Raw genomic sequence first — 25,084 nt, forward strand, 5'->3', positions numbered from 1 at the left:
CAGGCCAGTCGAAGTCGCTGCGACCGCGTCGAATTAATGCCGCCGTCAGACTATGCGTAAGTGGCGAGGCCTAGGCGGAGCGGACTGTTTGGTCAGACGAGTCTGCAGTGAGTTTCGGCCCCCGGATCATTGGCGTCAGCGCCCTTCTGATCGCGATCAGCGCGGGTGCGAGCGGCTGCGTCTCCTATGAGGCCCGGCCCGTCGATCTGGCTGTCTCGGCCGGGGCGCTCGAGGCGCGGACCCTACCGACGCCGCCCAGCGGAACCCTGACCTATCTGGACGCACTGGATCTGGCCCTCCAGCGGGCGCCGGCGGTGCTTCAGGCGCGGGCCGCCTATGACAGCGCCATGGCGGCGGCGCGGACGGCGCGGGTGCGTCCGGCGATGACCCTGACCCTGACGGCCGAATATTCGCGTCAGGCCGACCCGAACAAGCCCTGGCTTTACGGAGGAGCGCTGGATGTGCCGCTGGACCGGGGACGCGGTTCTCGCATCGGCAGCGCCGACCTCGCCATCCTCAAGGCACGTTACGATCTGATCGAGGCCGTCTGGACCACCCGCACCGCCCTGCGCCGGGCCCTGTTCGATCAGGCGGTGGCGGCAGAAGAACTGGCCATCGCAGACCGGCAGATCGCCGTGCGTCAGCAGCGGCTGGCGGTGTTCGAACGCCGGGTCGCACTCGGCGAGGACGCCCGGCCCGTGGCCCTGACCGCCGCGACCGAACTGTCGATGTCGCGCCAGCGTCGGACCTCGGCTGCGGCGGCTGTGGTTCAGGCCCGGGCGGCCATCGCGGCGCAGCTCGGCGTGACCGTCGAGGCGCTGGGGGGCCTTCGCATCGAGACCCCCACGGCGAAGGCGCCTGCGGCCGATGCCGTGCCCGCCCTGCGCCGTGACGCCGCTTTGGGTCGCGCGGACGTGCTCAGGACGGTGGTCGACTACGACATCGCGGAACAAGCCCTGCGCACCGCCGTCGCGGGCCAGTATCCGCAGGTCACCCTGAGCCCCGGCTACACCTGGGAGCGCGGAATCACCAAACTGCCGTTCAACCTCGGTCTCGCCCTGCCCCCCGCCGACCTGAACCGCGCCGCCATCAACGAGGCCGAGGTCAGGCGCGCCGAGGCCGGGGCCGCGCTCGAAGCCGCCCAGGCGAAGGTCTTCGCCGAGGTCGACGCCGCCGCCTCGGCGCTGGTCGGCGCCGACCGTCAGGCGGCGCGCATCGAGGCAGAGGACCGCCCCCTCGCCGCCCGCGCCAGGGTCCTGACCGACCGCGCCGTCGCGCTCGGCGAAAACGATCGCACCGACGCCCTGGCCACGGAAGCCTCCGCGCTGGACGTCGATCTGTCGGCCATCGATGTGCGCCGCCAGCAAGCGACCGCCCTCGCTGACTTCGAGGCCGCGACGCGGGTCCTCGCCGACCCTGCCGAGCGTGACCGGCTGGCCGCCGCCATCCCCTCCCCCGCTTCCGGCCCGGAGACCACACGATGAACGCCAGTCGTCATGCGCCCCTGCTGGCCGCCATTGCTCTGGGTCTGTGCGGCGCCGCCGCCGAGGCCCCGCCGCCGGCGCAGATGCCCTCCGCGACCCAGCACCGGCTCTCGGTCCAGACCGCGCCCCTGATGGCCGCCAGCCATGCCCCCAGCGTCGCCGGCTACGCCCGGGTCATCGACGCCGGACCGCTGGCTTTGCTCGACAGCGACCTGTCCGTCGCTCTCGCCGCCGCCGCCGCCTCACAGGCGGAGGCCGCCCGCGCCACCGCCCTGCACGCCGAGGACCAGATGGTCGCGGCCAAGGTCTCCGAGGCCGCCGTCGCCACCGCCCGCGCCGATCAGGCGAAGGTCCGGCTGCTGCGCACCCGCCTCGGACTTGAATGGGGTCCGGCCCTGACCGCCATGGGCGACGGCGGCCGCGCCCGACTGATGCGGGATCTTGCCGCCGGAAACGCTGTCCTTCTGCGCATCGACGCGGCGACCCCGGCCGCCAACACCGGAGCCGTGACCCTGGATCTGGGATCGAACGGCACGGCGCGGGCGCGCATTCTCGGCCCGTCCCGCACCGCCGATCCACGCCTGCAGTCAGCGGGGCAGCTGGCCATCGTCACAGGATCACAGGCGCGGCTGCTGGGCGTCGGCCTCGCCCTTCCCGTCCAGATTCCGGCGGGCAGCGGCGTCACTGGCGTTATCGTGCCCGACAGCGCCGTCCTGCGCGCCGAGGGCCAGAGCTGGGTCTATGTGAAGACCGGCGCCGAGGCCTTCGAACGCCGCCTGCTGGATCAGCCGGTCGCCACGCCCGACGGTCTGTTCGTGACCTCAGGCCTCAAGGCCGGAGACATCGTCGCCACGCGCGGCGCCTCGGCCCTCTACGCCGCCGAACAGGCGGTCGGCTGAGCCATGCTGAACGCCGTCGTCCACTGGTCGCTGGAGCGGGCCCGGATCATCGTGGTCCTGGCGGCCCTGCTGCTCGCCTGGGGCGGCATGACGCTGAAGACGGCGTCCTATGACGTCTTCCCCGAGTTCGTCCCGGCCCAGGCCGAGGTCCAGACCGAGGCGGCGGGCCTGACCGCCGAACAGGTTGAACAGCTGGTCACTCGCCCGATCGAACAGGCCGTGGCGGGCGCCGCGGGCGTGGAGACGGTGCGCTCGGAATCCATCCAGGGCCTGTCGCTGGTCTCGGTGACCTTCAAGAGCGGCGCCGATCCCTACCGGTCGCGCCAGATCGTCGCCGAGGCGCTCGGCGAGGCCGCGTCCAACCTGCCCGCCGGCGCCTCCGCGCCCAAGGTCGCGCCCCTCACCTCCTCGACCATGGACCTGCTCAAGGTCGGTTTCACCAGCGACCGGCTCAGTCCGATGGAACTGCGCGATCTGGTCGAGTGGACCGTGCGGCCGCGCCTGCTGTCGGCGCCCGGCGTGGCCCGCGCCACCGTCTATGGCGGCGAGACGCGCCGCATCGAGATCCGCGTCCGCCCCGACGCCCTCGCCGTCCACGACCTGAGCTTCAGCGATGTGGTCACCGCCACACGAACTGCGACCGGGGTCACCGGCGGCGGCTTCATCGACACCTCCGAACAACGCATCCTGATCGAGACCCAGGGCCAGGCCTCGACCCCGGCCGAGATCGGCGCCGCCCAGATCGCCACCGTCGACGGGCTGCCGATCCGGCTTGCAGACGTCGCGGAGGTCACGGAGGGCTCTGCTCCCCTGAACGGCGACGCCTTGATCATGGGCCGTCCGGGCGTGTTGATCAGCCTGTCGAGCCAGTACGGCGCCAATACCCTGACCGCGACGAAGGCGTTGGAAGCTGCGCTGCAGGAGCTGAAGCCCACCCTCGACGCCGCGGGCGTGACAGTGAACACGGGCCTGCACCGCCCCGCCAACTTCATCAAGGCGGCGCTGGGCGGGATCGTCGAGGACCTGCTGATCGGCGCGGCCCTGATCGCCCTGGTCCTGTTTGTCTTCCTCCGGAACTGGCGGGCGGTCGTGATTTCGTTCCTCAGCATTCCGCTGTCGCTGCTGATCGCTGTGATCGCGATGGACCGGATGGGCTGGACGATCAACACCATGACGCTGGGCGGTCTGGCGGTGGCCCTTGGCGTCGTGGTCGACGATGCGGTGATCGACGTGGAGAACATCGTGCGTCGCCTGCGTACCCGCGATGCAGCCGAGCCTCACGCCCTGACCATCCTGCACGCCTCGCTCGAGGTCAGGGCGCCGGTCATCTATGCGACCCTGGTCGTCGCCCTGATCCTGACGCCGGTGCTGTTCCTGCACGGACTGCAAGGGTCGTTCTTCAGCCCGCTGGCGGCCGCCTTCATCCTCGCCACCCTGGCGTCTCTGGCGGTGGCGGTGGTGGTGACCCCGGCGTTGAGCCTGTTGCTGCTCAGGAAGGCGCACCTGCCGGAAGAGCCCAAGCCCCTCCGGACCCTGAAGGAGAAGCACGCCGGCCTGCTGCAACGGATCTCGGTCCGGCCCCGCGCCGCCGTAATCGTTTCGGTCGTCGCCTTCGTGATCACCGGCGCCGGTTTCGCCCTGTTCAACACTGAACTGCTGCCCGCCTTCCGCGAGAGCCATTTCGTGCTCGGCGTGGCGGCCCGGCCGGGCGCCTCCCTGACCGTCATGCGGACTTACGGCAAGGCCATTACGCGGGACCTTCTGGCCGTGCCGGGCATCCAGTCCGTCGAACAGCAGATCGGCCGTGCCTCGGGCGGCGAGGACACATGGGGCACGGAGCGAAGCGAGTTTCACGTCGAACTCAAGCCCAAACTCTCGGGCGCCGAACAGGATCGCATCCAGCAGAAGATCCAGGACATCCTGGCCGCCTATCCGGGGCTGGAGACCGAGGTCCTGACCTTCCTCGGCGACCGCATCGGCGAGTCCCTGTCCGGCCAGACCGCCAGCCTGGTGGTCAGCCTCTACGGCGCGGATTCCGACACCCTCGATAAGGCCGCCGGTCAGGTCGACGCCATCCTGAAAACCGTACCGGGCGCGACCGATGTCCAGCTGGGCACACCGCCCTCGACGCCTGCGGTCCGTATCGCGCTGAATCCGGTCGCCGTCGGCCGCTACGGCCTGTCGCCCGCCGAGGTGCTGGATGCGGTCCAGACGGCGTATCAGGGTACAGTCGCGGCCCAGATCTATCGGCAGGACCGGGCGCTGGATATCGCCGTCACCACTCCGCCGAACCTGCGGTCCCAACCCGAGGCCGTCGGCGACCTCCTGATCCGGTCCAGCTCGGGCGCCGTGGTCCCGCTGCGCCAGATCGCCAGGGTCGGGCTGGTCGACGGCCGCACCGTCATCGCCCATGACGGCGGCCGCGCCGTCTCGGTCGTCACCGCCAATCCGGCCCCGCGCGATGTGGCCAGGGTCACGAAGGCAGCGCAGGCCGCCATCGCGAAAGCCCAGCTGCCCCCGGGGGTCTATGCCGATTATTCAGGCTCGGCCGCCGGCGCCGCGAGCGCGCGCAACGACCTTCTGCTCAACGTCGGCGTGGCCCTGGTCGGGGTGATCATCCTTCTGCTGCTCGCCTTCCGCAGCGGGCGGGCCGTCGGGCTGATCCTCGGCACCGCGCCGGGCGCCCTCGTCGGCGGGGTGGTCGCCGTGGCCCTGACCGGCGGCAGTCTGTCGCTGGGGTCGCTGGTCGGCTTCGTCGCCCTGTTCGGCATCGCCTCGCGCAACGCCATCCTGCTGATTTCCCACACCGAGCATCTGGTCACCCACGAGGGCCATGACTGGTCGCTGGAGACGGTCGTGCTGGCGGCGCGCGAGCGACTGACGCCCATCCTGATGACGGCTCTGGTCACCGGCCTGGGTATCCTGCCCCTGGCCCTGCAGACCGGACAGGCGGGGCGCGAAATACAGGGGCCGATGGCGATCGTCATTCTGGGTGGCCTGATCACCTCGACCCTGATCAGCCTGCTGGTCCTGCCCGCCCTGATCTGGCGCTATCTGCGCGCGCCGGCCCGCTCGGCGCCCGAGCCTGACACCACCGACCTCCTGCCGGAGCCGGCCTGATGTTCGACCTGATCGTCCAGATCATCGCGGTCACCGGCGTCGTGGGCGTCGCCCTGCTGATGTTCGCCGAGAACGTCTTCCCGCCCCTGCCCTCGGAGGTGATTATGCCGCTGGCCGGGTTCGCGGCGGCGCGCGGCGACTTCAGCCTGCTGTTGCTGGTGGCGGCGGGTACGCTCGGCGCGGTCGCCGGCGCCTGGGTCTGGTACGAGATGGGACGCCGCGTCGGGCTGGCGCGCCTGCGACGCTGGTCGAGCTCCCAGGGCTGGTGGCTGACTCTCGGTCCGGAGGAGATCGACAAGTCCGCCGAGGTCTTCGCGCGCTTCGGCGGCCCGGCGGTCCTGATCGGCCGGCTGGTCCCCACGGTCCGCACCTTCATCTCGATCCCCGCCGGAGTGACCGGCATGGGTCTCGGACGCTTTCTGGCCTGGACGACGGTCGGAACGGCCGCCTTCACCTTCATTCTGGCCTATGCCGGCTATCGGCTTGAGGCGCACTACGACCGTGTCGAAGCCTGGCTTAACCCGGTCACGACCGGCGTGCTCGTCCTCGCGGCCGGGGCCTATCTGTACCGGCTTGTCGTCTTTCACCGCCGCTCGCGCGGAGGCGCCGATGGGTGAGACCTGCTTCCAGCAGCAACACAAACGAGACCGCGAAGCGCGCGGCTTCGCGATCCCGTTCGCGCCTGACGACAGAGCTCAGTCGTCGGCGCCCTCGTGGCCTTCGTGGCCCTCGTCTTCATCGTCGGGGCCGATCTCCTTGACCGCGCCGGTGCGGGCGTCGATCTCGACGCTGATGTCGCCGGCCGGAGCCACCGTGGTGACGATCCACGCCGGTCCGCCGTGTTCTTCCTCCAGCGAGACCTCCACGGCGCGCCCGTGGCTTTCGGTCTCGGCCGTCGAGATGGCGGTTGCGATCGGCACGGTGGCGCGGGCCAGCAGCGCCGCGTCCTCGCTCTCGGCCGGACGGGCAGTCGCCACGCCAGCCGCGGCGGCTCCGGCGACGCCGAGCGCGGCCAGAGCGATCAGGGGCAGTTTGTTCATTTCAGTCTCCCTGCAGACGAAGGGTCTGCGGGATCGTCGTACGCGTCCCCGCCTCTCGCGATCATTGCCCCAACATTACGATCGCTTTTCCCCTCACTTCAGCCACGGCGGCGCCTCGGGCCGCACCATCAGGAACTGACCATGTCAGAAGAAAAGAACGCCGCGATCCGGCGCATGCAGATTGTTCGAAAGATCGTCCTGTTCGTCCTCATCCTTGGCGTGATCGCGCTCGCCGCCTTCACCAAGACCTTGAACGGCGAGACACCCTTTCACGAGATCCTGGAGACGGTCGGCCTGATCCTGATCGGCGTCGCCATCGTCGGGCGCGGCTGGTGTTCGCTCTATATCGGCGGGCGCAAGAAGGCCGAGATCATCGACCAGGGGCCGTATTCGATCACGCGAAACCCGCTGTACGTCTTCAGCTTCATCGGGGCGTTCGGCATCGGCGCCCAGACGGGCAGCATCGTTCTCGCCCTGCTGTTCACCCTCATCGCGCTCGTCGTTTTCTGGGCGACGGTGAAGGGCGAGGAAGCCTGGCTGCTGGACGCCTTCGGCGAGCCCTATGCCGAGTATCTGAAACGCACGCCCCGCTTCTGGCCGAACTTCTCGCTCTGGCGCGCCTCCGAGACCCTCGAAGTCCGCCCGAGCTTCTTCCTGACCACCATCTTCGACGGCCTGACCTTCCTGCTGGCAATCCCGATCTTCGAACTGATCGAGCGGGCGCAGGACGCGGGCTGGATCCAAACCGTCTTCACCCTGCCCTGAGCCCGGGACAGGGATCAGGGCTTGCGCGTGACCCTGAGATCGATGCCGCCGGCGAGGTCGAAGCCGGCGGTCGCGATCACCGCCTTGATCTGTTCCGCCAGCGCCTCGTCGATGAAGGTCGTGACGGTCTCGCGCTCGACGTCGACGAGGTTGATCAGCGGGACCTCGCGCGTCAGCTGGAAAAAGATGCGCGGTCCCAGCACCGCGTTGACAGCCAGGTAGCCCTTGTCGTGCAGGTCGCGGATCGCGCGATAGACACTGGAGCGCGCCAGCGGATTGTCGGGATGGTTCGCCACCGTCCATGCCCGCTCGACATCCATGACCTCGGTCGTCCCTTCGAAGACGGCAAGCACCCGCTTCGACGTTGCGCTGAGGCGAACGCCGGACTGGCGGGAAAGATCGAAAGTATCCAAAGGGGCTCCGGAGGTGGCGCCGCCTACCGATGGCGGGGTCAACCTTCGTCTAACGTGACGACGGCATTACATCCGTCGCGGGAAACTCAGGCGCGGCCGTCTGGCGATCTAGAGGTCGCCCCACTTTCTCAGCAGATTATGATAGAGGCCGGTCAGGCTGATCACCTGCGGATCGCGCCCGCCGTGCCGGGCGGTCAGGGCCTGGACCGAGCCGTCCAGCTCGAACAGCAGACGTCGCTCTCCGGCGTCGCGGACCATGCTCTGGATCCAGAAAAAGGAGGCGACGCGCACGCCGCGCGTCACCGGCGTGACCTCGTGCAGGCTCGACGCCGGGTATAGAACCATGTCCCCGGCCGCCAGCTTGACCCGCTGGTCGCCATAGGTGTCCTCGATCACCAGTTCGCCGCCGTCGTAGCTCTCGGGATCGCTAAGGAAGACGGTCGCCGACAGATCGCTGCGGATGCGGAAATCCGACCCGGCCTGGGCCCGTACGGCATTGTCGACATGGACGCCGAAAGTCTCGCCGCCTTCGTAGCGATTGAACAGCGGGGGGAAGACCTTGAACGGCAGGGCCGCCGACACGAACAACGGACTGGCGCTCAGCCGGTCCAGGATCAGTTCGCCCGCCGCCCGGGCCACCGGGGAGCTTTCCGGCAGCTGGTGATTGCGCTTGGCGAGCGCCGACTGGTGCCCCGACGTTGCATTGCCGTCGGTCCAATCGGCCGCATCGATGGCCGCGCGAACCCGCGCGACATCGTCAGAAGACAGAAGGTTTGGAATTCGGATGAGCATGAGGCGGTGACCTGACGGCGGAATAGTGACGCTTTTGCGCCGCACCCTAACTTTTGTGAATGGTTCTCATTGACAGATGCGGCGGGAGGTCGCAATCGGGCCGCCACTTTCGCGACTTAGTCGCAACAGCAAGCGGACATCCTCCCCCATGTCGAACACCTCGTCCCGAAACACCCGCGTCGCCCTCGGCGCCTCGACCCTCGCCTTCGCCATGCTCGGCGGCGCCGGCATCCAGTCGGCGGCGGCCCAATCGATCGTTTCGGACGAGCCGCAGGACACGGGTGCGGCGACCAACCTCGGCGAGATCATCGCCCACGGCCAACGTCAGACCTCGACGCCGAAGATCACCGCCCCGCTGCGCGACACACCGCGCCAGGTCACGGTTATCCCGGAAGAGATCATCCAGACGACCGGGTCGGTGACCCTGGTCGACGCCCTGCGCACCGTGCCCGGCATCACCTTCGGCGCCGGCGAAGGCGGCAACCCGCTGGGCGACCGCCCCTTCCTGCGCGGCGCCGACACCCAGTCCTCGACCTTCGTCGACGGCGTGCGGGACACCGGCGCCCAGTCGCGTGAAGTCTTCAACGTCGAGGGCGTCGAGGTCATCAAGGGCGCCTCGGGCGTCTACACCGGCCGCGGCGGCGCCGGCGGCGGCATCTACATCAACAACAAGACGCCGAAGCTGGACAACTTCATCGCCGGTTCGCTCGGCGTCGGCTCCGCCGAATACGGCCGCGCCACGATCGACGGCAACTACCAGCTCAGCGACACCGCCGCGGTGCGCCTGAACGCCCTCTACCACGACGCCCACGTCGCCGGCCGCGACGAGGTTTACAACTCGCGTTGGGGCGTCGCGCCCTCGATTGCCTTCGGGATCGGCACGGACACCCGCGCCACCCTGTCCTACTATCACCTGCAGTCCGACGACCTGCCGGACTCGGGCCTGCCGTACAACAACCCGCTGTTCCGCTCGCGCACCGACCTGCCGCGCGTGGCAGTCGAGGGCGACGGCTCGCCGATCAACGTCGATCGCAACACCTTCTACGGCCTGACCGACCGCGACTTCCGCAAGGAGCAGGTGGACATCGGCACGGTGCGGCTTGAGCACGACTTCAGCCCGAACCTGCACTTCCGGAACACGACCCGCTACAGCGAAAGCTCGCAGGACTATATCTACACCCAGCCCGACGACACCCAGGGCAACATCTACTACGGCCTGGTCTGGCGCCGCGCCAACACCCGCATCAGCGATGTGAACACCCTGTTCAACCAGACCGACCTGTACGGGACCTTCACCACCGGTTCGATCCGCCACAGCTTCTCGGCCGGCCTGGAGCTGTCGAAGGAAGAGGGCGAGAACGACACCTACACCATCACCAGCGGAGGCCAGCTGCTGGCCGCCTACAACCGCTGCCTCCCGGCCGCCGTCGCCAACTTCAACTGCACCACGGTCAACAACCCGAACCCGAACGACGCCTGGACCGGTGTGATCACCAAGACTGGCAACCCGAACAACTCCAGCACCACGACCAAGGGCGTCTACGCCTTCGACACGATTACCCTGAACCCGCAGTGGCAGCTGAACCTGGGGATTCGCTTCGACCGCTATGAAGCCGAATACATCTCGGCCATCGCCACGACCGCGCCGTTTGTCCGTTCGACCTTCAAGCGTCAGGACGATCTGGTGAACTACCAGGTCGGTCTGGTTTACAAGCCGATCGAGGCCGCGACGGTCTATGCGACCTATTCCACGTCCAGCACGCCGGTCGGCAACGCCCTGGCCCAGGGGGTGGACTCCAACGCCCTGTCCAGCGCCGCCAACGCCGCCCTCGTTCCAGAAGAGAACAAGGCCTATGAGATCGGCGCCAAGTGGGACGTGCTGGGCGACGCCCTGTCCCTGTCGGCGGCTATCTTCCGCGTCGAAACCGACAATGCCCGCATCACCGTCGCCGACGGCACCGTGGCCCAGGTCGGCGAGAAGCTGATCCAGGGCCTGGAAATCGGCGTCAACGGCGAGATCACCGACGCCTGGTCAGTCTTCGCCGGCTACACCTACCTCGACTCCGAGCTGGTCAAGGCGGGCGGTTCGGGCGCCGCCTTCGGCCTGAACGACGGCATCCAGTTCCCCAACACCCCGGAAAACAGCGCCTCGATCACCACCAACTACCAGGTGACGCCGCAGTTCAACGTCGGGGTCGGCGTCTATTACATGGGCAAGGTGTACGGCAACGCCTCGACCGCGACCATCAACAGCACCAAGTACATTCCCGACTACACGCGGGTCGACGCCAATGCGACCTACGTCATCAACGACCAGCTCAACCTGCGCCTGAACGTGCAGAACCTGACCGACGAGTTCTACTTCAGCCAGGCCTATCCGACCCACTACGCCACCGTGGCGCCGGGCCGATCGGCGACCCTGACGCTGAACTTCCGCTACTAGACCTCAAACCTTCCAGAGGATCGGAACGCCCTCTCGACCCGGTCGAGAGGGCGTTTCACTGTGAGACCCATGACCGACGCTCCAACCCCCGCCGAGATCGACGCCATCCTTGCCGGCCCCGACGACGCGGCGCGCCGCAAGATGACCGAATGGGCCAAGGCCGGATCGCCCGAAGCCCAGACCATTCTCGGCCAGATGCTGATGGACGGACGCGGCGGCCCCGCCGACCCGGTCTCGGGCTTTGGCTGGTTCCTGAAGGCCGCCCGCGCCGGCCTACCGATGGCCGCCAATATGGTCGGGCGTTGCTACGAGAACGGCTGGGGCGTCACGCCGTCCGACGAGGCCGCGACCAGCTGGTTCGCCCAGGCGGCCCACGCGGGGCTGGACTGGGGCATGTATAATTTCGCGACCTCCCTCGCCCTCGGTCGCGGCGTGCCGGAGAACAAGGCCGCGGCCCGGGCCTGGCTGGAGAAGGCCGTCGCCCTCGGACACGCCAAGTCCACGACGGTCCTGGGCGGCTTTCTCGAAGATGGCTGGGCCGGGCCGATGGATCGGGCCGGAGCCCGGACGCTCTATGAGCAGGGGGCGGCGGGTGGCGATTTTCGCGGCGCCTTCAACGTTGGCAGGTTGCTGGTCGAGGACGGTCGGGCGTCCGAAGCGACGCCCGTTTTCCAGACAGCCTGGCGCACCGGAAACCCCGCCTTCCGGGACAATCTCCTGACCTGGCTATCCGGACGCCCTGAGCCCGCAATGATCGAGCTGCGGCGCGTCCTCGCCGCCGGACGTGGCGATTCATAATCCGGCCGTCAGCTTCCGCGTAAGTCGCCCGCGTCAGGGTGCAGGCACGCCTTCCTGCAAGCTTCGCTGAAACTTCACCTCCCTGTCGCCGCCCGGTGGCCAGCGCGCCATGACGCGCGTCCAGACTGCGGCGGCAGCCCGGAACTTTCATGTCGCCAGACCGCGAAACGCCGTCGTCCCGCGCCGCCCGAGGCCCCCTCGCGGGCTGCTCATGGGCGAAGCGGACGCTTGTCGCCGTCCTCGGCCTGGCCCTGATCAGCGCTGGACGTCCCATACCGTCGACGGCGGCTCCGGTCATCGACACCCCGGCGCCCGGTCCGACGCGGTATGACTATGCGGGCCTGATCCATCTGCACACCGACTATTCCGACGACGCCACCGGGTCTTACGACAGCCTCGCCGTCGATGCCGGCCGGCAGGGCATCCGTTTCCTGATCGTCACCGACCACAACACCCTGCAACCGATCCGCGACGGCCGTGAGGGCTGGAAGGGCGGCGTCCTGATGCTGACGGGGATCGAGAGCTCCCGCCCCGAAGGCCATATGCTGGGCCTGAACGTCACCTCCGCCCCGACCGATGGAGACGCCCCGACCGGTCCCTTCCTGTCCAGTATTCAGACCGAGGGCGGACTAGCTGTCATCGCCCACCCCACCCATCGCAAATGGGCGTGGAAGGGCCCGATCGACGACCGCATCATGGGCATGGAAATTCTCGATCTCGCCGACCAATTCTACGACGCCCCGGCGACAGCGAAGACGGCCGCCATCGCCGCCCTGCCCTTCCGTCCGATGGCGGCGTATCTGGAGCTCGGCGGCCGTCCGGCCTCGGCCCTGGCCAAGTGGGACCAGATCACCCGGACGCGTCGCTTCGTCGGCCTCTACGCCCCCGACATCCACCAGGCCATCGAACTGTCCGATGACTGGAAAATCCCCTTTCCGCCTGCGCGTGACATCATGCGGATCGCCCGCGATCACATCATCACACCGACGCCCTTCACCGGTCGGAAGGATGTGGACGCGTCGCTGGTTTATGACGCCCTGCGCGCGGGTCATGTCTTCGTCTCTCTCGATGTGCTGGGCGACGGAACCGGCTTCATGTTCGCCGGCGAGCGGCCGGGTCAGACCGCCTGGATGGGCGACCAGATCGCTGCTGGCCCGCCCACGACCTATCGGGTCCAGCTGCCGGCCTCGGCGGCGTCCCTCAAGCCGGTGATCCATCTCCTGCGCAACGGAACGGAGGTGGTCCGTACCGCCCCCGGTGACGCAGAACTGGCCTGGGCGAGCGACGACGATGGCGTCTACCGCGTCGAGGTCACGACCCGGATCCCGACTCTGGCGGGCGCGCCCCGCGAGATGATCTGGATCTATTCCAACCCGATCTACGTCCGCGCCGGCGGCTAGTCGGACCCTAGTCGCGCCGCTTCACGCGGAAATGGATTTCGTCGGCGAGGATGAAGCCTTCCGCCGCCAGCAGAGCCTGAATCTTTTCAACGACCTCGGGGCTGTCGATCACCGTCACCGCCTGTCCGGCGGCGTCGATCAGGCTGATGCGATCCTGATCGCCCCTGTCGATCTGATAGTACATCCGGTCGCCCGGAACGGCGGCGACCTTGATCAGCCCCTTGGTCTTGAGCTCACGCAGCGCGCGATAGACTGTGGTCAGCGGGATGACGGGCGCCTGGCTCGCCGACAGGGTCCACACTGTCATCGCATCCAGCAGCGTCCGCTCGTCGGTGAAGGCCATCGCAACCCGGCTGGCGGTGCGGCTCAACCGAACCTGCCGACGTTTGGCCAGCTCCTGGATCGTGAGATCCGCTGGCAGCTCATCGGGCGCGCTCAAACGGGCGACCTTTCGCGGGATGCGCCGGAACTCATCATCAACGCAAACGAACGCCCTGCCCGGTTTCAGGATTGAAACACCAGAAGGCGGCTAAGGCGGGCATGAATGCAAGTCAATCGCATTATTCTTCCCGGGTTACGCCCGTGCTTTTTCTCATCGCCACAAACGTAATGCGGCCGTCAGGGCGCCGTCATCCCGCTCCCCCTAGGGCTCACGGAGTCCCGGATCGCCGTCGCGGCCGATCGGGGCTTTTCCTCAGGGCTCACCATGATCTTTCCGCCGACGAAGCCCTGCGCGCCCCGCGCCACTCTCGCCTCCCAAATCGTCGTCGCCGCCGTTCTGGCCTCGCCCGGCTTTGCGTTCGCACAAACGCCACCGCCCCGGACGCCCTCCCCCCCAACCTCGCCGTCCGACGCCACCGCCGTCGGTGAGATCGTGGTTACCGGCCAGCGCTCCGCCGCAACCACCTCGATCGACCGGCGCACCTACCGTGTCGACAGCGACCTTCAGGCCGCCTCCGGCTCGGTCAGCGACGTCCTGAAGAACATCCCCTCAGTCGAGGTGGACGCGCAAGGGGTGGTCAGCCTGCGTGGCGACCCCAGTGTCCAGATCCTGATCGACGGCCGCCCGTCGACGACGATGTCGGCGCTCAACCGGGCCGATACCCTGCAGGGCCTGTCCGCGAATTCGATCGAGACGATCGAGGTGATCACCAACCCCTCGGCCGCCTTCCGTCCCGACGGCACGGCCGGGATCATCAACATCGTCACGAAGAAGACCCGCGCACAGGGCATGTCCGGCTCGGTCCGCGCCAGCGTCGGCACGGACGGCCGCTACAGCCTCGGCGTCAGCGCCACCCGGCGCATCGGCGCCCTGACCCTGAACGGCAATCTGGGTCTGCGGCAGGACGAACGAATCCGCCGCTCCACGGACGATCGGGTCCTGACCGATCCCATCACCGGCGTGGCGACCGAAACGCGTCAGGTCACGGCCTTTGACACCAGCCGCCTCTCGAAGACCATCGGCGCGGGTCTGGAGTACGACGCGACGCCTCGCGACCGCCTGAGCGCCGGCGCCAGCTATACCGAACGCAGCGGCGACCTCAGCGCCTTCCAGACCAATCAGGTGCTGATGCCCGGCGGTTCGGTGACTCGCGACTACGACCGGCTCGGTGGCGGCGACGAAACCCAGACCTCCGACGAGCTTCTGGCCGGCTGGCGTCACACCTTCTCGGGCGAAGGCCGTACATTCTCGCTGGACCTGCGGCGGGGTCGAACCGTCGAGCAGCAGACCCGCCAACTGACCAATCGCAATCGCCTGCCCGCCGGCCCTGACCAGATTGACCTCGAAACCCCGAGCGAGAGCGAGCTCCAGCGTCAGCTCACTGCCGTCTATGCCACGCCCCTGGCCGGGGGCGATCTGGAGGTCGGCTATGACGTCCTGCGCGAAGACGCCAACTATCGCCATCGCGGTGGCGCGATCGATGCGGGCGGCGTCTATCTGCCCGACGCGAACCGCACCAACCGCTTCCTCTACGACCGGACTATTCACGCCCTCTACGCCACCTGGGAACGGCCGCTGACCGGCAAGCTGTCGGCGATCTTCGGCCTGCGTCTGGAGGAGATGATCGACCACGCCGATCAGGTCGATCTGGCTCAGACCCGGCGCCGCGACGCCTTCGACGTCTATCCGACCCTGCATCTGCAATACGAGCTGTCCGACACCCAGACCCTGCGCCTGTCCTACAGCAAGCGTGTGGCCCGGCCCGAGGTTGAGGATCTGAACCCTTACCCGACCTATACCGACCCCTTGAACCTGCGCGCCGGCAATCCGGACCTGAAGCCGCGCGAGACGGACTCCTTCGAAGCCAGCTATCAGTACGCCGCCAATGGCACGTCGTGGGAAGTCACCGGCTATCTGCGCAAGACCACCAATACCTTCACCGAAGTCACCCGTCTGATCAGCCCCACGATCGTCCTGACCACAGAAGAGAACCTCGGCCGCAGCGATGCGGCGGGCCTGGTCTTCGCCGGACGCGGCAAGCTGACCGACCGGATCACCTACCGCGTCAGCGGCGACGTCAACTACACCCGGCTGGATCCCGGCAACCTCGGCTTCGAGGTGCGGTCGGGCTGGAATTCCTCGGCCAAGGGCGGCCTGGACTATCAGTTGACCCCGTCCGACCTGCTGCAGGTCAGCGTCGACTATCGTGGCCACCGGCAGACGGCGCAGGGCTATCGCGAGGGCGTGGCCAGCGCCAACCTCGGCTATCTGCACACCTTCGCCAACGGCGTCAGCGCGGTCGCCACGGTGTCGGACGTCTTCGACAGCCAGATCGAGCGGTCCCACATCGACACCGCGACCCTGCAGCAGATCACCGAACGTCGCGGCTCGCGCCGCCTGTTCAACTTCGCCGTCACCATCCCCTTCGGCGGGGCCCGACCCGCGCGGATCGCGCCGGCGGAGCTGACGGACTGACAGGCTCGCCCTAACGCTCGTCGGAGCCGAAGAAGGCCGACTTGAATTCCGGCGCCGCGTCGATGGCGTCCTGGATGGCGATGGAAGTATTCCTGAGATGCTGACGCATCAGCCGCTCGGCGGCTGGCGCGTCTCCCGCGAGGATGGCGTCCGCGACCAGCTGGTGTTCGGCCAGCGACGCCTGTGTCCGCGCCGCCCCGATCAACCGGCTGTAGCGCACGCCGTAGCCGGGGTAGCTCAGCCGGACGGCCGTCTCCTTGAGCTTGGCGTTTCCGCTCATCTCATAGAGCAGGTCGTGGAACTCCTCACGCGTGACGCTCAGGCTGATGTCGCCGTCGCGCGTATGGGCCTCGAGCTTGGTCATCAGCGCCCGAAGCCGGTCGGAATAGTCGGCGCGGTGGGCGTTCAGGGCGGCCAGCCGCGCGACCATGCCTTCCAGAGCCTCGCGGACCTCGAACAGTTCCCGCATGTCGCGTTCGGCGAAGGTGCGAACCACAGCGCCCCGGTTGGGGATGAGATCGATCAGCCCCTCCCCGGCCAGGCGGGTGATCGCCTCACGGATGGGGCCGGCGCTGGTGCCGTAGATTTCCTTGAGATCCGCCACGACCAGACGCTGGCCCGGCGCGAACCGTCCGTAGCGGATCGCCTCGCGCAGGGCGTTGGTGGCGGTATCGACGACGGATTCGGCGTTCGGCTTCATGACGGGGTTCGACTCAGGTTCCTGCGGAACCTGAACACCTGAGCCTTCGGAGTAAAGAAGCGGGCCGGCCCGGGATACCGGCCCAGTTTCAGGAAGGAACGGTCAGTGGTTCCAGCGCAGGGTCACCCCATAGGTGGTCGGCGCGTTGTAGCCGGCGAAGGTGCCGCCCAGGAACGTCGTCTGGTGGGTGCGGGTCAGCTCGTCCGTCAGGTTCTTGCCCCAGACCGTGAAGGCCCAGCGATCGTCCGGCGAGTTGAAGATGACCCGGGCGTCCACGAACTCCGTCGGCTCGCGGACCTCCAGATTGTTGTTGGAGTTGTCGTCGTAGATGAAGCTCTCGTAGCGATAGTCGACCGCGAACTTCACATAGGCGCCGCTTGCCAGGTCGTGGCGCCAGGACGGGGACAGGACGACCTTGTGACGCGGCGTCCGCGAGATCCGGTTGCCCGAGAGATCGTCCGCGCCCTCGAAGAAGACGTCGAACTTCGCGTCGGTGAAGGCGTAGGCGGCATCGAGTTCGAAACCGCCGCCCGGCGAGAGGCTGAGCGCGGTCTCATAGCCCTTGATCGTCGCCTGGCCCGCATTGGTCACGCGGCTGATCAGACCGATCAGCTGGGCGGTCTGCAGGTCGGTATAGTCCATCCAGTACAGGGTGTTGTTCCAGGTCGCCCGACCGTCGAGGAAGCGGCTCTTCTGGCCGATCTCGTACTGGGTGGCGTATTCGGGATTGAAGGCCGTGGCCGCGTCGGCCGCGCTCGACGGCGTGTCCTGGAAACCGCCGCTCTTGTAGCCGCGCGAGATGTCGCCGTAGATCATGTGGTTGGGCGTGATCTTGAAGTTGGCGCCGATCCGCCAAGTGGTGGCGTCCCAGTCCTGCTGGGCGTTGACGTCGAAGAAACCGCTGGACCGGATCGGCACGGTCGAGCGCATATTTGTGATGTGATAGGTCTTGTCGTCGGTCGAGTAGCGCAGCCCCCCGAACACCGACAGTCGCTCGGTCAGCGGCCAGCTGATGTCGCCGAATGCGGCGAGGCTCTCGGTCTGGGCGCTCTGGTCGAACACCTCGTGCCGCAGGGCCGTCCCGATGGTCAGGTCCAGCGAGGTCGAGCGGTCCGTGTCGGCGTAGTAGCGGTACAGGCCCGCGACCCAGGTCGCCTTGCTCCGCGGCAGGGAAGACAGCCGGACCTCTTGGCTGGAGAAGCCGGTCTGTTCGCTGTCGCCGCCGGCGAGGTTGATCAGGTTCGACGGGAAGGTCCCGCCGTCGAAGTCGTAGAACTGTTCGTAATCCACGTCCCGATAGGAGGCGAGAACGCTCAGGGTCGCGAACGGCAGGTCGTAGTCAGCGGCGGCGCGGACGCCCCAGGTATCGCGGTTCTGGATGCCGTTGATCGAGGAGGCGTTGTAGTCGCGGTCGCGATTGATGGTCCATCGGCTGGCGTTCGAGGAGGTCGGATCGACGTCGACCGCATGCTGGGCGGTGCCGTTCCCCCGATCGCGCGTGCCGTCGACGGTCAGATGCAGTTCCAGCTTGTCGTTCGGGTGCGACAGCAGCTGGATACGGGCGCTTTGGGTGTCCTGATCCTCAAGCCGGCCGCCCGTGGTCTGGCTGCGGACATAGCCGTCATGGGTGCGCCAGGCGCCGCTGATCCGTAGGGCGGTCGTGTCGCCGAGCGGCGCATTGATGAAGCCCGCGCCGTCGAGCTGGCTGTAGTTGCCGACCGAGGCTTCAGCCGCCGCATCGAACACGCCCATCTGCGGGCGTTGGGTGACGACGTTGACGGCCCCGCCGACGACGTTGCGGCCGAAGAGCGTGCCCTGAGGCCCCTTCAGAACCTCGATCCGGGCGATGTCGAAGGCGTCGAAGGCCACGGCTGCCGGGCGGCCCAGATAGATTTCGTCCAGGAACACCGCCGAACTGGCGTCACCGGCCGCGCCCTTGTCTGACGATCCGATGCCGCGAACGGCGAGCCGGGGCTGGCTGGCGGGGAAGGCGTCGAAGCTCAGGCCCGGCGTTCGGGTCACGATCTCCGAGACCTGCTCAATCTTGGCCTCCTGAAGCTGCTGCGCCCCGAACACCGTCACGGTGATCGGCACCTCCTGCAGGTTCTGGCTGCGGCGCTGGGCGGTGACGATCACATCGTCCAGCGCGGACGCCTCGGTATCGTCCTGGGGCGAAGGCGCCGGCGCCGCGGTCTGGGCCATGGCGGCGCCGGCCGCGGCCATCAGGCCAAGGGCGGAAACGGTCGCGCACAGGGCGCGGTGAGACGTGCGGTTCATGTGATGGCTCTCCCTCGCAGCGCCTTTGCGACGCCGTCGTTGGCCAAGGAAGTGACATACGATTTCTATTTGCGCAAATTGTTTCCTACGATTTTCCGATACAGCGTACATGCACGTTGTTTATTGGCCAGTTTTCGGCTTGCTCAAATCGGATTTTCCTATAATCCAACCGTAAAGACAGAAACGACGGGGTTGAAGTGCTCGAGCCAGACGAAATTCTCATCGCGGTCCCGCACGGGGCGCTCGGCGCAGGCGTTCGGGCGGACGAGATGGAGTGGGCCCTGTCTGACGGCGCCCAGGCCATCGCGGTGGACGCCGGCTCAACCGACAGCGGCCCCTTCTACTTGGGCCGGGGCGTCTCCAAGGTCAGCCGCGAATCCGTGAAGCACGACCTCAAGATCCTCATGGCGGCGGGCGCGAAATACGGTGTGCCGGTGCTGGTCGGCTCCTGCGGCACGTCGGGCTGCGACGACGCGGTGGACTGGACCCGCGACATCGTCGTCGAGATCGCGGCCGAACTGGATCTGAAGCCGCGCATCGCCCTGCTCTATTCCGAACAGGACCCGGCGACGATCAAGGCCAAACGGGCCGGCGGTCGCACACGCCCTCTGGCGCCCCTGCCCGCCTTGACGGACGACCGGATCGATACCTGCGACCGGATCGTCGCCCTCATGGGCCCCGAGCCCTACATTCAGGCCCTCGACGGCGGCGCCGACATCATCCTGGGCGGCCGCACCACCGACACCGGCGTCCTGTCCGCCTTCGCCCTGAGACAAGGCATTCCGCAAGGTCTGGCCTGGCATGCGGCGAAGCTGACAGAGTGCGGCGGCCTGTGCACCGTCAATCCGACCCAGCCCGGCGTCACCATGCGGCTGCGCCAGGACAGTTTCGACATCGCCCCCATCCGGCCCGACAACCGCTGCACCCCCTACAGCGTCTCGTCTCACATGCTGTACGAGAACAGCGATCCCTTCCAACTGATCGAGCCGGGCGGCGTCCTCGACGTGCGCAATGCCCGCTACGCCGCCCTCGACGACCGCACAGTCCGGGTCACTGGATCGGTTTGGGAAGACAAGCCCTATACGATGAAGCTCGAAGGGGCGGGCCGCGGGCCGTTCCAGACCTTCATGATGGTCGGCATCGCCGCCCCGGACGTGCTCGCCGACATCGACGGCTTCACGACCCGGCTGCACGCCGCGCTGCTGCATCGTGTGGCCCAGACCATCGGCGACGCGGCGGGGTCTTTCGACCTGTCCCTGCGCGCCTACGGCTGGAACGCCCTGAGCGGCCTGCCCCTGTCCGAGACGCAAGGTCCTCCGCCCGAGATCGGCCTTGTGCTGGTCGTGACCGCTGAAACCCAGGACATGGCCACGCGGATCGCCAAGACCTGCAATCCCTATTTCTTCCACTTCCCCGCCAGCGAGGGCAAGGAACTGCCCAGCTACGGCTTCCCCTTCTCGCCGGCCGAAATCGAGCGCGGACAGGTCTATGAGTTCCGCCTCAACCATGTCGTCGAGGTCGACGATCCCATGGAGTTGGTCCGCACCGCCTGGATCGACCTGTCCACCGACACCTCCTCCGGAAAGGCCGTCGCCTGATGCCGCGCCTCAATGACGTCTGCCGCTATGTGCGGTCCAAGAACGCCGGCCCCTTCTGGATCACGGTCGATCTGTTCTTCACGCCGGAGACCTATGATCGCTACCGCGACGATCCGGCGATTTCGGCCGAGGCCTTCGGACGGCTCTACGGGGCCGAGCCCGGTCTCATCAAACGCATTCCGGTCGACGATCTGCATGTGATCAAATTCTCCTACCCCCGGCCGATGGCTCAAGGCGGCGCCGTCGAACGCGACATGCACGCCGGCCAGCAATATGTCCGGCTGCTCGATCTCGAGCTCGGCGCCGAGGCCTCGGCCGAAGGAGCCGCCGCATGACCCTCGCCCTGTTCGGCTTCTCGATGGTCGGCGTCTTCATGGCGCTGATCCTGACCAAACGCCTGTCCGCCGTCGCGGCCCTGATCCTGGTGCCCCTGATCTTCGGGGTGCTGGCCGGCTTCTCCCCCGAACTGGGTGGCATGATCATCAAGGGTGTGGTCCAGGTCGCGCCCACCGCCCTGATGCTGGTCTTCGCCATCCTCTACTTCGGCATCATGATCGATGCGGGCCTGTTCGACCCCCTGGTCAATCTGGTGCTTCGGCTGGTCGGATCCGATCCGATCCGGATCACCATCGGGACTGTGATCCTGGCCACCGTCGTCTCGCTGGACGGTGACGCGGTCACGACGGCCCTGGTCACGACCTCGGCCCTGCTGCCCGTCTATCGCCGCGTCGGCATGCGGACCCTGACGCTCGGCGCCCTCTTGCTGATGTCCAACAGCGTGATGAACCTCCTGCCTTGGGGCGGTCCCGCGGCCCGCGTCACCAGCGCGCTTCACCTCGACATCAGCCAGGTCTTTCTGCCCCTCATTCCGGTCATGCTGGTCGGCGTCGTCGCCACCCTCGGCTTCGCCGTGATGCTGGGCCGGGCCGAACGGAAGCGGCTGGTGGGCCGCGAGCCCGTCCTCGCCGGCGGCCCGATGGCGCCGGTCATCGCGGAAGGCTCAAACCGGCCCGAACGGCGGCCACGCCTGATCCTGGTCAACCTGGCCCTGACGCTCGCCCTGGTCGCCGGTCTGGCGACGGGCGTCGCGCCACTCCCGGTCGTCATGATGGTCGCCTTCGCCCTGGCCGTGACGATCAACTACCCCCGGCTCAGCGAACAGCGCGAACGAGTCAGCAGCCATGCAGACAATATCGCCAACATCGTCGCCCTGATCCTGTCGGCCGGCGCCTTCACAGGCATCCTCAACGGCACCGGCATGGTGGACGCCATGGCCCACGCACTGATCGGCGTCATCCCTCCGTCCGTGGGCCCGTACATGGCGCCGATCACCGCCCTGGCCAGCCTGCCCCTGACCTTCTTCATGTCGAACGACGCCTACTACTTCGGCATCGTCCCGGTTATCGCCCAGACCGCCGCAGGGTTCGGCATCGACCCCGCCGCCATTGGCCGCGCCTCCCTGATGGGCGGGGCCGTCCACTATATGAGCCCCCTTGTCGCCGGCCTCTATCTGCTGGCGGCCCTGCTTGAGGTCGAGATGGCCGACATGCAGAAATTCATCCTGCCCAAGGCGATCGGCCTTTGCCTGATCATGATCCTGGGCGGGCTGCTCTTCGGCGCCTTCCCGTTTGTCAGCGCCGGCCTGTAGCGGCCGGGATCCGCCGAACCGAGAGAATTGCGACCTGATGCGACCCGACAATGATCCCATCGCCGACGCCGCCCATGCGAGGTCGGTGACCGCTTCCGGCTGGCCGGACGACGCCCCGACTTCGGTCTACGAGGGTCTGGCGCGCGCGGCGGCCCGGTTCAGATCGTCCAGGGCGCTGACCTTCCTCATGGAGGCGGATCAGAAACAGCCGCCCCATGCCTGGTCGTTCGAGACCTACCTTGAAGAGGTCACGGCGGCCGCCAACGCTTTTCACCGGCTCGGCACAGGTCGGCGGGATGTGGTCGCCCTCGTTCTGCCGAACGTGCCCGAAACCTTCTTCTGCCTCTGGGGCGCCCAGACGGCAGGGATCGCCTTTCCGATCAATCCGCTCCTGGAAGTCGGCGGGATCTCCGACCTGCTCCGGGCCTCCCGGGCCAGGGTGGTCGTCACGGTCGGGCCGATCCCCAAATCGGATCTCTATCAGAAGGTGACGGCCGCGATCGCCGAGGCCCCCACGGTAGAGCATCTCGTGACGGTCGACCTGGCTCGCTACGTCGGCGGGATCAAGGCGGTGCTCGCGCGCATTGCGGCCGGTCGAATTCGCCGCGCCGCACCCGCGCTTCGATCGGGCGTCACCGAGACCGACTATCGCAGGCTCGTGGGCCGGATGCGCTCCGACGCCCTTGAGATCGAAACGCCAGCGGTCTCCAATGACACCGCCTCCCTGTTCGGGACTGGCGGGTCGACCGGCGCACCCAAACTGGCCAGACGCACCCATGGCAACGAGATCGCCAACGCCTGGATGAGCAACCGCATGCTGGGCGAAGCTTTCGCCCCCGGAACGGTCATCCTGGCCGGGTTGCCGCTGTTTCATTGCAACGGCGCGATGGCGACGGGCCTGTCGCCCTTCCTGAACGGCGGCGAGGTCCTGCTGGCCACCCCGCAGGGATACCGGGGCAAGAATGTAGTCTCCGGCTTCTGGCGGTTGATCGAGCGCTATCGCGTCAATGTCTTCAGCGGCGTGCCGACCGTCTTTTCCACCCTGCTTCAGGTCCCGATCGACGGCACGGACATCTCGTCACTCAAGTACGCCTTCTGCGGTTCGGCGCCGATGTCCGCCACGCTGATCGACCGGTTCGAGGCCGCGACCGGTGTTCTTATTCTCGAGGGCTACGGCCTGACCGAGGCGACGTGCGTGGTGGCCCTGAATCCGGTCGTCGGGGAGCGAAAGCCGGGCTCGGTCGGCCTGCCGCTGCCGTTCCAGCAGGCGCGGGTCGCTCTGCTTGACGACGACGGCCATTGGACTCGCGACGCAAAAGCCGGCGAAACCGGCACGGTCGTTCTCTCCGGACCCAACGTCTTTCAGGGCTATGTGTCCGACCATCATAACCAGGGTCTCTGGCTCACCGACTCTGAAGGCCGAAGCTGGCTGAACACCGGTGACCTCGGAACCTTCGACGAGGCGGGCTATCTCTGGCTGAAGGGGCGGTCCAAGGACATCATCATCCGGGGCGGCCACAACATCGATCCCGCTATGATCGAGGACGTCTTCTACGCCCACCCCGCCGTCGCCTTGGCCGCCGCGATTGGCCGCGCGGACGATCACGCCGGCGAGGTGCCCGTTGTTTTTGTGGAGCTCAAGCAAGGCGCTGAGGCGGATCCGGCCTCACTGATGGCGTTCGCAGAACCCCGCATCACGGAGCGGGCCGCGCGGCCGAAGTCGGTCGAGATCATCACCGCCATGCCCGTGACCGCCGTCGGCAAGGTTCACAAGCCGACCCTCCGGGCGCTGCTCGCGGCGCAAACACCCCAATAGACGCGCGCTCGCCGCAGCAGAGACCGTGTCGCACGTACCTCCGCCCCCTTTCGCCAGTACAGTCGATGAACACCCGCCAGGACATCCAGAGGACTCAGCGGATCCGCAAGGCGGTGCTGCTCGTCGCCATTTTCGCTGCGGTCCTTCTGGCCGCCGTCAGCCAGACCTTCGGCGGGGAGACCTTGGCGCACGAGGGGCTGGAGACGGTCGGTCTGGCGCTCATACTGGTCTGCATCATCGGCCGCGCCTGGTGCTCACTCTACATCGGCGGACGCAAGACCGCCGAGATTGTTGATCGGGGTCCCTATTCGGTGAGCCGCAATCCGCTCTATCTCTTCAGCTTCATGGGCGCCTTCGGCATGGGGGCCCAGACCGGAAGCATTGTCATCGCGACACTGTTCCTGCTGATCGCCGTCGGCGTCTTCTTCGCCACCGTAAAGCGCGAGGAGCACTGGCTCCTGGCCAATTTCGGCGAGCCCTATGCGGCCTATTTGCGTCTGACGCCCCGGTTCTGGCCGGACTTCAGACTGTGGCGCGACAGCGACCGCCTCGAGATTCGCCCCGTCTTCTTCCTGACCACCCTGCGCGACGGCCTGGCCTTCCTCATCGCCGTCCCGCTGTTCGAACTGCTGGAAACCGCCCAGAACGCTGGCTGGCTCCAGGTCGTCTTCAGAATTCCCTGACGACCGTCTGGTGGAGGGGTTCGGAGCCCCCCCCGACACGGGACGTTCCATATGAATGCCCGTAGCCAACCCACCGTGACCGGCGGGCAAGCACCTGCTGGCGCCGGAAGTGATCCACGCGGCCATACAGGACTTCCACGACGACATGGCCCACGCTGGAGGGCGATGACGCCCCGGAGATCCAGCAGAGCATCCCGGCCATCGCGGCGAGCGCCTTTCCCCGGCCGCGGGATTGAGTCCGTCCACAGCCACGGCTCGCAGCCTGGTTGCAGGTCGAACGCAAAACGCCCC

Annotated in this window: 20 protein-coding genes; 14 read left to right on the forward strand and 6 right to left on the reverse strand. The window is 67.5% G+C overall.

The window, feature by feature from the left end:
* The first annotated feature begins 107 nt into the window (after positions 1–107).
* From AC07U0_RS13710 to AC07U0_RS13725, 4 genes are read left to right on the forward strand one after another with little or no spacing between them, the layout of a single operon-like run.
* Complete coding sequence (locus AC07U0_RS13710; RefSeq protein ID WP_494720563.1) at positions 108–1,484, forward strand: TolC family protein; 1,377 nt, start codon at positions 108–110, stop codon at positions 1,482–1,484.
* Entirely contained in the window at positions 1,481–2,383 is a 903-nt protein-coding gene (locus AC07U0_RS13715; protein WP_494720564.1) for an efflux RND transporter periplasmic adaptor subunit, read from the forward strand. The genes AC07U0_RS13710 and AC07U0_RS13715 overlap by 4 nt, the downstream gene beginning before the upstream one ends.
* Positions 2,384–2,386: 3 nt before the next feature.
* Positions 2,387–5,503 (forward strand): efflux RND transporter permease subunit, encoded by a 3,117-nt coding sequence (locus tag AC07U0_RS13720; protein ID WP_494720565.1) that lies wholly within the window; start codon positions 2,387–2,389, stop codon positions 5,501–5,503.
* A complete protein-coding gene (locus AC07U0_RS13725) occupies positions 5,503–6,120 on the forward strand; it encodes a DedA family protein (RefSeq protein ID WP_494720566.1) in 618 nt (205 codons plus the stop codon). The genes AC07U0_RS13720 and AC07U0_RS13725 overlap by 1 nt, the downstream gene beginning before the upstream one ends.
* 78 nt (positions 6,121–6,198) lie before the next feature.
* Here AC07U0_RS13725 and AC07U0_RS13730 read toward each other — a convergent pair whose 3' ends face one another.
* The gene (locus AC07U0_RS13730) at positions 6,199–6,543 is read right to left on the reverse strand and encodes a PepSY domain-containing protein (RefSeq protein ID WP_494720567.1); all 345 of its coding nucleotides are present in this window, start codon (positions 6,541–6,543) and stop codon (positions 6,199–6,201) included.
* Between the two features lie 141 nt (positions 6,544–6,684).
* On the opposite strand from AC07U0_RS13730, the gene AC07U0_RS13735 reads away from it, so the two are divergent.
* Entirely contained in the window at positions 6,685–7,308 is a 624-nt protein-coding gene (locus AC07U0_RS13735; RefSeq protein ID WP_494720568.1) for a methyltransferase family protein, read from the forward strand.
* Between the two features lie 14 nt (positions 7,309–7,322).
* Here the strand turns inward: AC07U0_RS13735 and AC07U0_RS13740 are convergent, their stop codons facing one another.
* Together AC07U0_RS13740 and AC07U0_RS13745 are read right to left on the reverse strand one after the other, a co-directional pair.
* Entirely contained in the window at positions 7,323–7,763 is a 441-nt protein-coding gene (locus AC07U0_RS13740; RefSeq protein WP_494720569.1) for a hypothetical protein, read from the reverse strand.
* 66 nt (positions 7,764–7,829) lie between these two features.
* Positions 7,830–8,513, reverse strand: coding sequence for a Fe2+-dependent dioxygenase (locus AC07U0_RS13745; RefSeq protein ID WP_494720570.1), 684 nt, complete (start codon positions 8,511–8,513; stop codon positions 7,830–7,832).
* A 148-nt stretch (positions 8,514–8,661) separates the two neighbouring features.
* Between AC07U0_RS13745 and AC07U0_RS13750 the strand changes: the two genes are divergently transcribed.
* The 3 genes from AC07U0_RS13750 to AC07U0_RS13760 all read left to right on the forward strand — a co-directional run bounded on the left by AC07U0_RS13750 (position 8,662) and on the right by AC07U0_RS13760 (position 13,154).
* Positions 8,662–10,956, forward strand: a complete 2,295-nt coding sequence (locus AC07U0_RS13750) for a TonB-dependent receptor (protein ID WP_494720571.1) — start codon at positions 8,662–8,664, stop codon at positions 10,954–10,956.
* Positions 10,957–11,025: 69 nt separating this feature from the next.
* Positions 11,026–11,754 carry a tetratricopeptide repeat protein gene (locus AC07U0_RS13755; protein WP_494720572.1) on the forward strand — a complete coding sequence of 243 codons (729 nt, stop codon included), beginning with the start codon at positions 11,026–11,028 and terminating at the stop codon, positions 11,752–11,754.
* A gap of 149 nt (positions 11,755–11,903) precedes the next feature.
* A complete protein-coding gene (locus AC07U0_RS13760; RefSeq protein WP_494720573.1) occupies positions 11,904–13,154 on the forward strand; it encodes a CehA/McbA family metallohydrolase domain-containing protein in 1,251 nt (416 codons plus the stop codon).
* A gap of 7 nt (positions 13,155–13,161) precedes the next feature.
* Here the strand turns inward: AC07U0_RS13760 and AC07U0_RS13765 are convergent, their stop codons facing one another.
* The gene (locus tag AC07U0_RS13765) at positions 13,162–13,524 is read right to left on the reverse strand and encodes a transcriptional repressor (RefSeq protein WP_494720574.1); all 363 of its coding nucleotides are present in this window, start codon (positions 13,522–13,524) and stop codon (positions 13,162–13,164) included.
* A gap of 336 nt (positions 13,525–13,860) precedes the next feature.
* On the opposite strand from AC07U0_RS13765, the gene AC07U0_RS13770 reads away from it, so the two are divergent.
* Positions 13,861–16,071 carry a TonB-dependent receptor domain-containing protein gene (locus AC07U0_RS13770; protein WP_494720575.1) on the forward strand — a complete coding sequence of 737 codons (2,211 nt, stop codon included), beginning with the start codon at positions 13,861–13,863 and terminating at the stop codon, positions 16,069–16,071.
* A 10-nt stretch (positions 16,072–16,081) separates the two neighbouring features.
* Here AC07U0_RS13770 and AC07U0_RS13775 read toward each other — a convergent pair whose 3' ends face one another.
* Positions 16,082–16,771 carry a GntR family transcriptional regulator gene (locus AC07U0_RS13775; protein WP_494720576.1) on the reverse strand — a complete coding sequence of 230 codons (690 nt, stop codon included), beginning with the start codon at positions 16,769–16,771 and terminating at the stop codon, positions 16,082–16,084.
* 102 nt (positions 16,772–16,873) lie between these two features.
* Positions 16,874–19,048, reverse strand: a complete 2,175-nt coding sequence (locus tag AC07U0_RS13780) for a TonB-dependent receptor (RefSeq protein ID WP_494720577.1) — start codon at positions 19,046–19,048, stop codon at positions 16,874–16,876.
* A 197-nt stretch (positions 19,049–19,245) separates the two neighbouring features.
* On the opposite strand from AC07U0_RS13780, the gene AC07U0_RS13785 reads away from it, so the two are divergent.
* The 5 genes from AC07U0_RS13785 (at position 19,246) to AC07U0_RS13805 (ending at position 24,793) form a co-directional block, all read left to right on the forward strand.
* A complete protein-coding gene (locus tag AC07U0_RS13785) occupies positions 19,246–20,646 on the forward strand; it encodes an acyclic terpene utilization AtuA family protein (RefSeq protein ID WP_494720578.1) in 1,401 nt (466 codons plus the stop codon).
* Positions 20,646–20,981, forward strand: coding sequence for a DUF4387 domain-containing protein (locus AC07U0_RS13790; RefSeq protein WP_494720579.1), 336 nt, complete (start codon positions 20,646–20,648; stop codon positions 20,979–20,981). The genes AC07U0_RS13785 and AC07U0_RS13790 overlap by 1 nt, the downstream gene beginning before the upstream one ends.
* Entirely contained in the window at positions 20,978–22,294 is a 1,317-nt protein-coding gene (locus tag AC07U0_RS13795; RefSeq protein ID WP_494720580.1) for a CitMHS family transporter, read from the forward strand. Before AC07U0_RS13790 ends, AC07U0_RS13795 begins: the two co-directional genes overlap by 4 nt.
* A gap of 37 nt (positions 22,295–22,331) precedes the next feature.
* Positions 22,332–24,110 carry an acyl-CoA synthetase gene (locus tag AC07U0_RS13800; RefSeq protein ID WP_494720581.1) on the forward strand — a complete coding sequence of 593 codons (1,779 nt, stop codon included), beginning with the start codon at positions 22,332–22,334 and terminating at the stop codon, positions 24,108–24,110.
* A 65-nt stretch (positions 24,111–24,175) separates the two neighbouring features.
* A complete protein-coding gene (locus tag AC07U0_RS13805; RefSeq protein ID WP_494720582.1) occupies positions 24,176–24,793 on the forward strand; it encodes a methyltransferase family protein in 618 nt (205 codons plus the stop codon).
* Positions 24,794–25,084 lie beyond the last annotated feature (291 nt).

The sequence above is a fragment of the Brevundimonas sp. GW821-FHT02A10 genome, assembly GCF_059422025.1.

Coding starts and splice junctions, on each gene's coding strand:
- AC07U0_RS13720 (WP_494720565.1), top strand. CDS start 2,387: ATGCTGAACGCCGTCGTCCACTGGTCGCTGGAGCGGGCCCGGATCATC.
- AC07U0_RS13795 (WP_494720580.1), top strand. CDS start 20,978: ATGACCCTCGCCCTGTTCGGCTTCTCGATGGTCGGCGTCTTCATGGCG.
- AC07U0_RS13750 (WP_494720571.1), top strand. CDS start 8,662: ATGTCGAACACCTCGTCCCGAAACACCCGCGTCGCCCTCGGCGCCTCG.
- AC07U0_RS13775 (WP_494720576.1), bottom strand. CDS start 16,771: ATGAAGCCGAACGCCGAATCCGTCGTCGATACCGCCACCAACGCCCTG.
- AC07U0_RS13800 (WP_494720581.1), top strand. CDS start 22,332: ATGCGACCCGACAATGATCCCATCGCCGACGCCGCCCATGCGAGGTCG.
- AC07U0_RS13745 (WP_494720570.1), bottom strand. CDS start 8,513: ATGCTCATCCGAATTCCAAACCTTCTGTCTTCTGACGATGTCGCGCGG.
- AC07U0_RS13770 (WP_494720575.1), top strand. CDS start 13,861: ATGATCTTTCCGCCGACGAAGCCCTGCGCGCCCCGCGCCACTCTCGCC.
- AC07U0_RS13725 (WP_494720566.1), top strand. CDS start 5,503: ATGTTCGACCTGATCGTCCAGATCATCGCGGTCACCGGCGTCGTGGGC.
- AC07U0_RS13730 (WP_494720567.1), bottom strand. CDS start 6,543: ATGAACAAACTGCCCCTGATCGCTCTGGCCGCGCTCGGCGTCGCCGGA.
- AC07U0_RS13790 (WP_494720579.1), top strand. CDS start 20,646: ATGCCGCGCCTCAATGACGTCTGCCGCTATGTGCGGTCCAAGAACGCC.
- AC07U0_RS13715 (WP_494720564.1), top strand. CDS start 1,481: ATGAACGCCAGTCGTCATGCGCCCCTGCTGGCCGCCATTGCTCTGGGT.
- AC07U0_RS13735 (WP_494720568.1), top strand. CDS start 6,685: ATGTCAGAAGAAAAGAACGCCGCGATCCGGCGCATGCAGATTGTTCGA.
- AC07U0_RS13780 (WP_494720577.1), bottom strand. CDS start 19,048: ATGAACCGCACGTCTCACCGCGCCCTGTGCGCGACCGTTTCCGCCCTT.
- AC07U0_RS13805 (WP_494720582.1), top strand. CDS start 24,176: ATGAACACCCGCCAGGACATCCAGAGGACTCAGCGGATCCGCAAGGCG.
- AC07U0_RS13755 (WP_494720572.1), top strand. CDS start 11,026: ATGACCGACGCTCCAACCCCCGCCGAGATCGACGCCATCCTTGCCGGC.
- AC07U0_RS13760 (WP_494720573.1), top strand. CDS start 11,904: ATGTCGCCAGACCGCGAAACGCCGTCGTCCCGCGCCGCCCGAGGCCCC.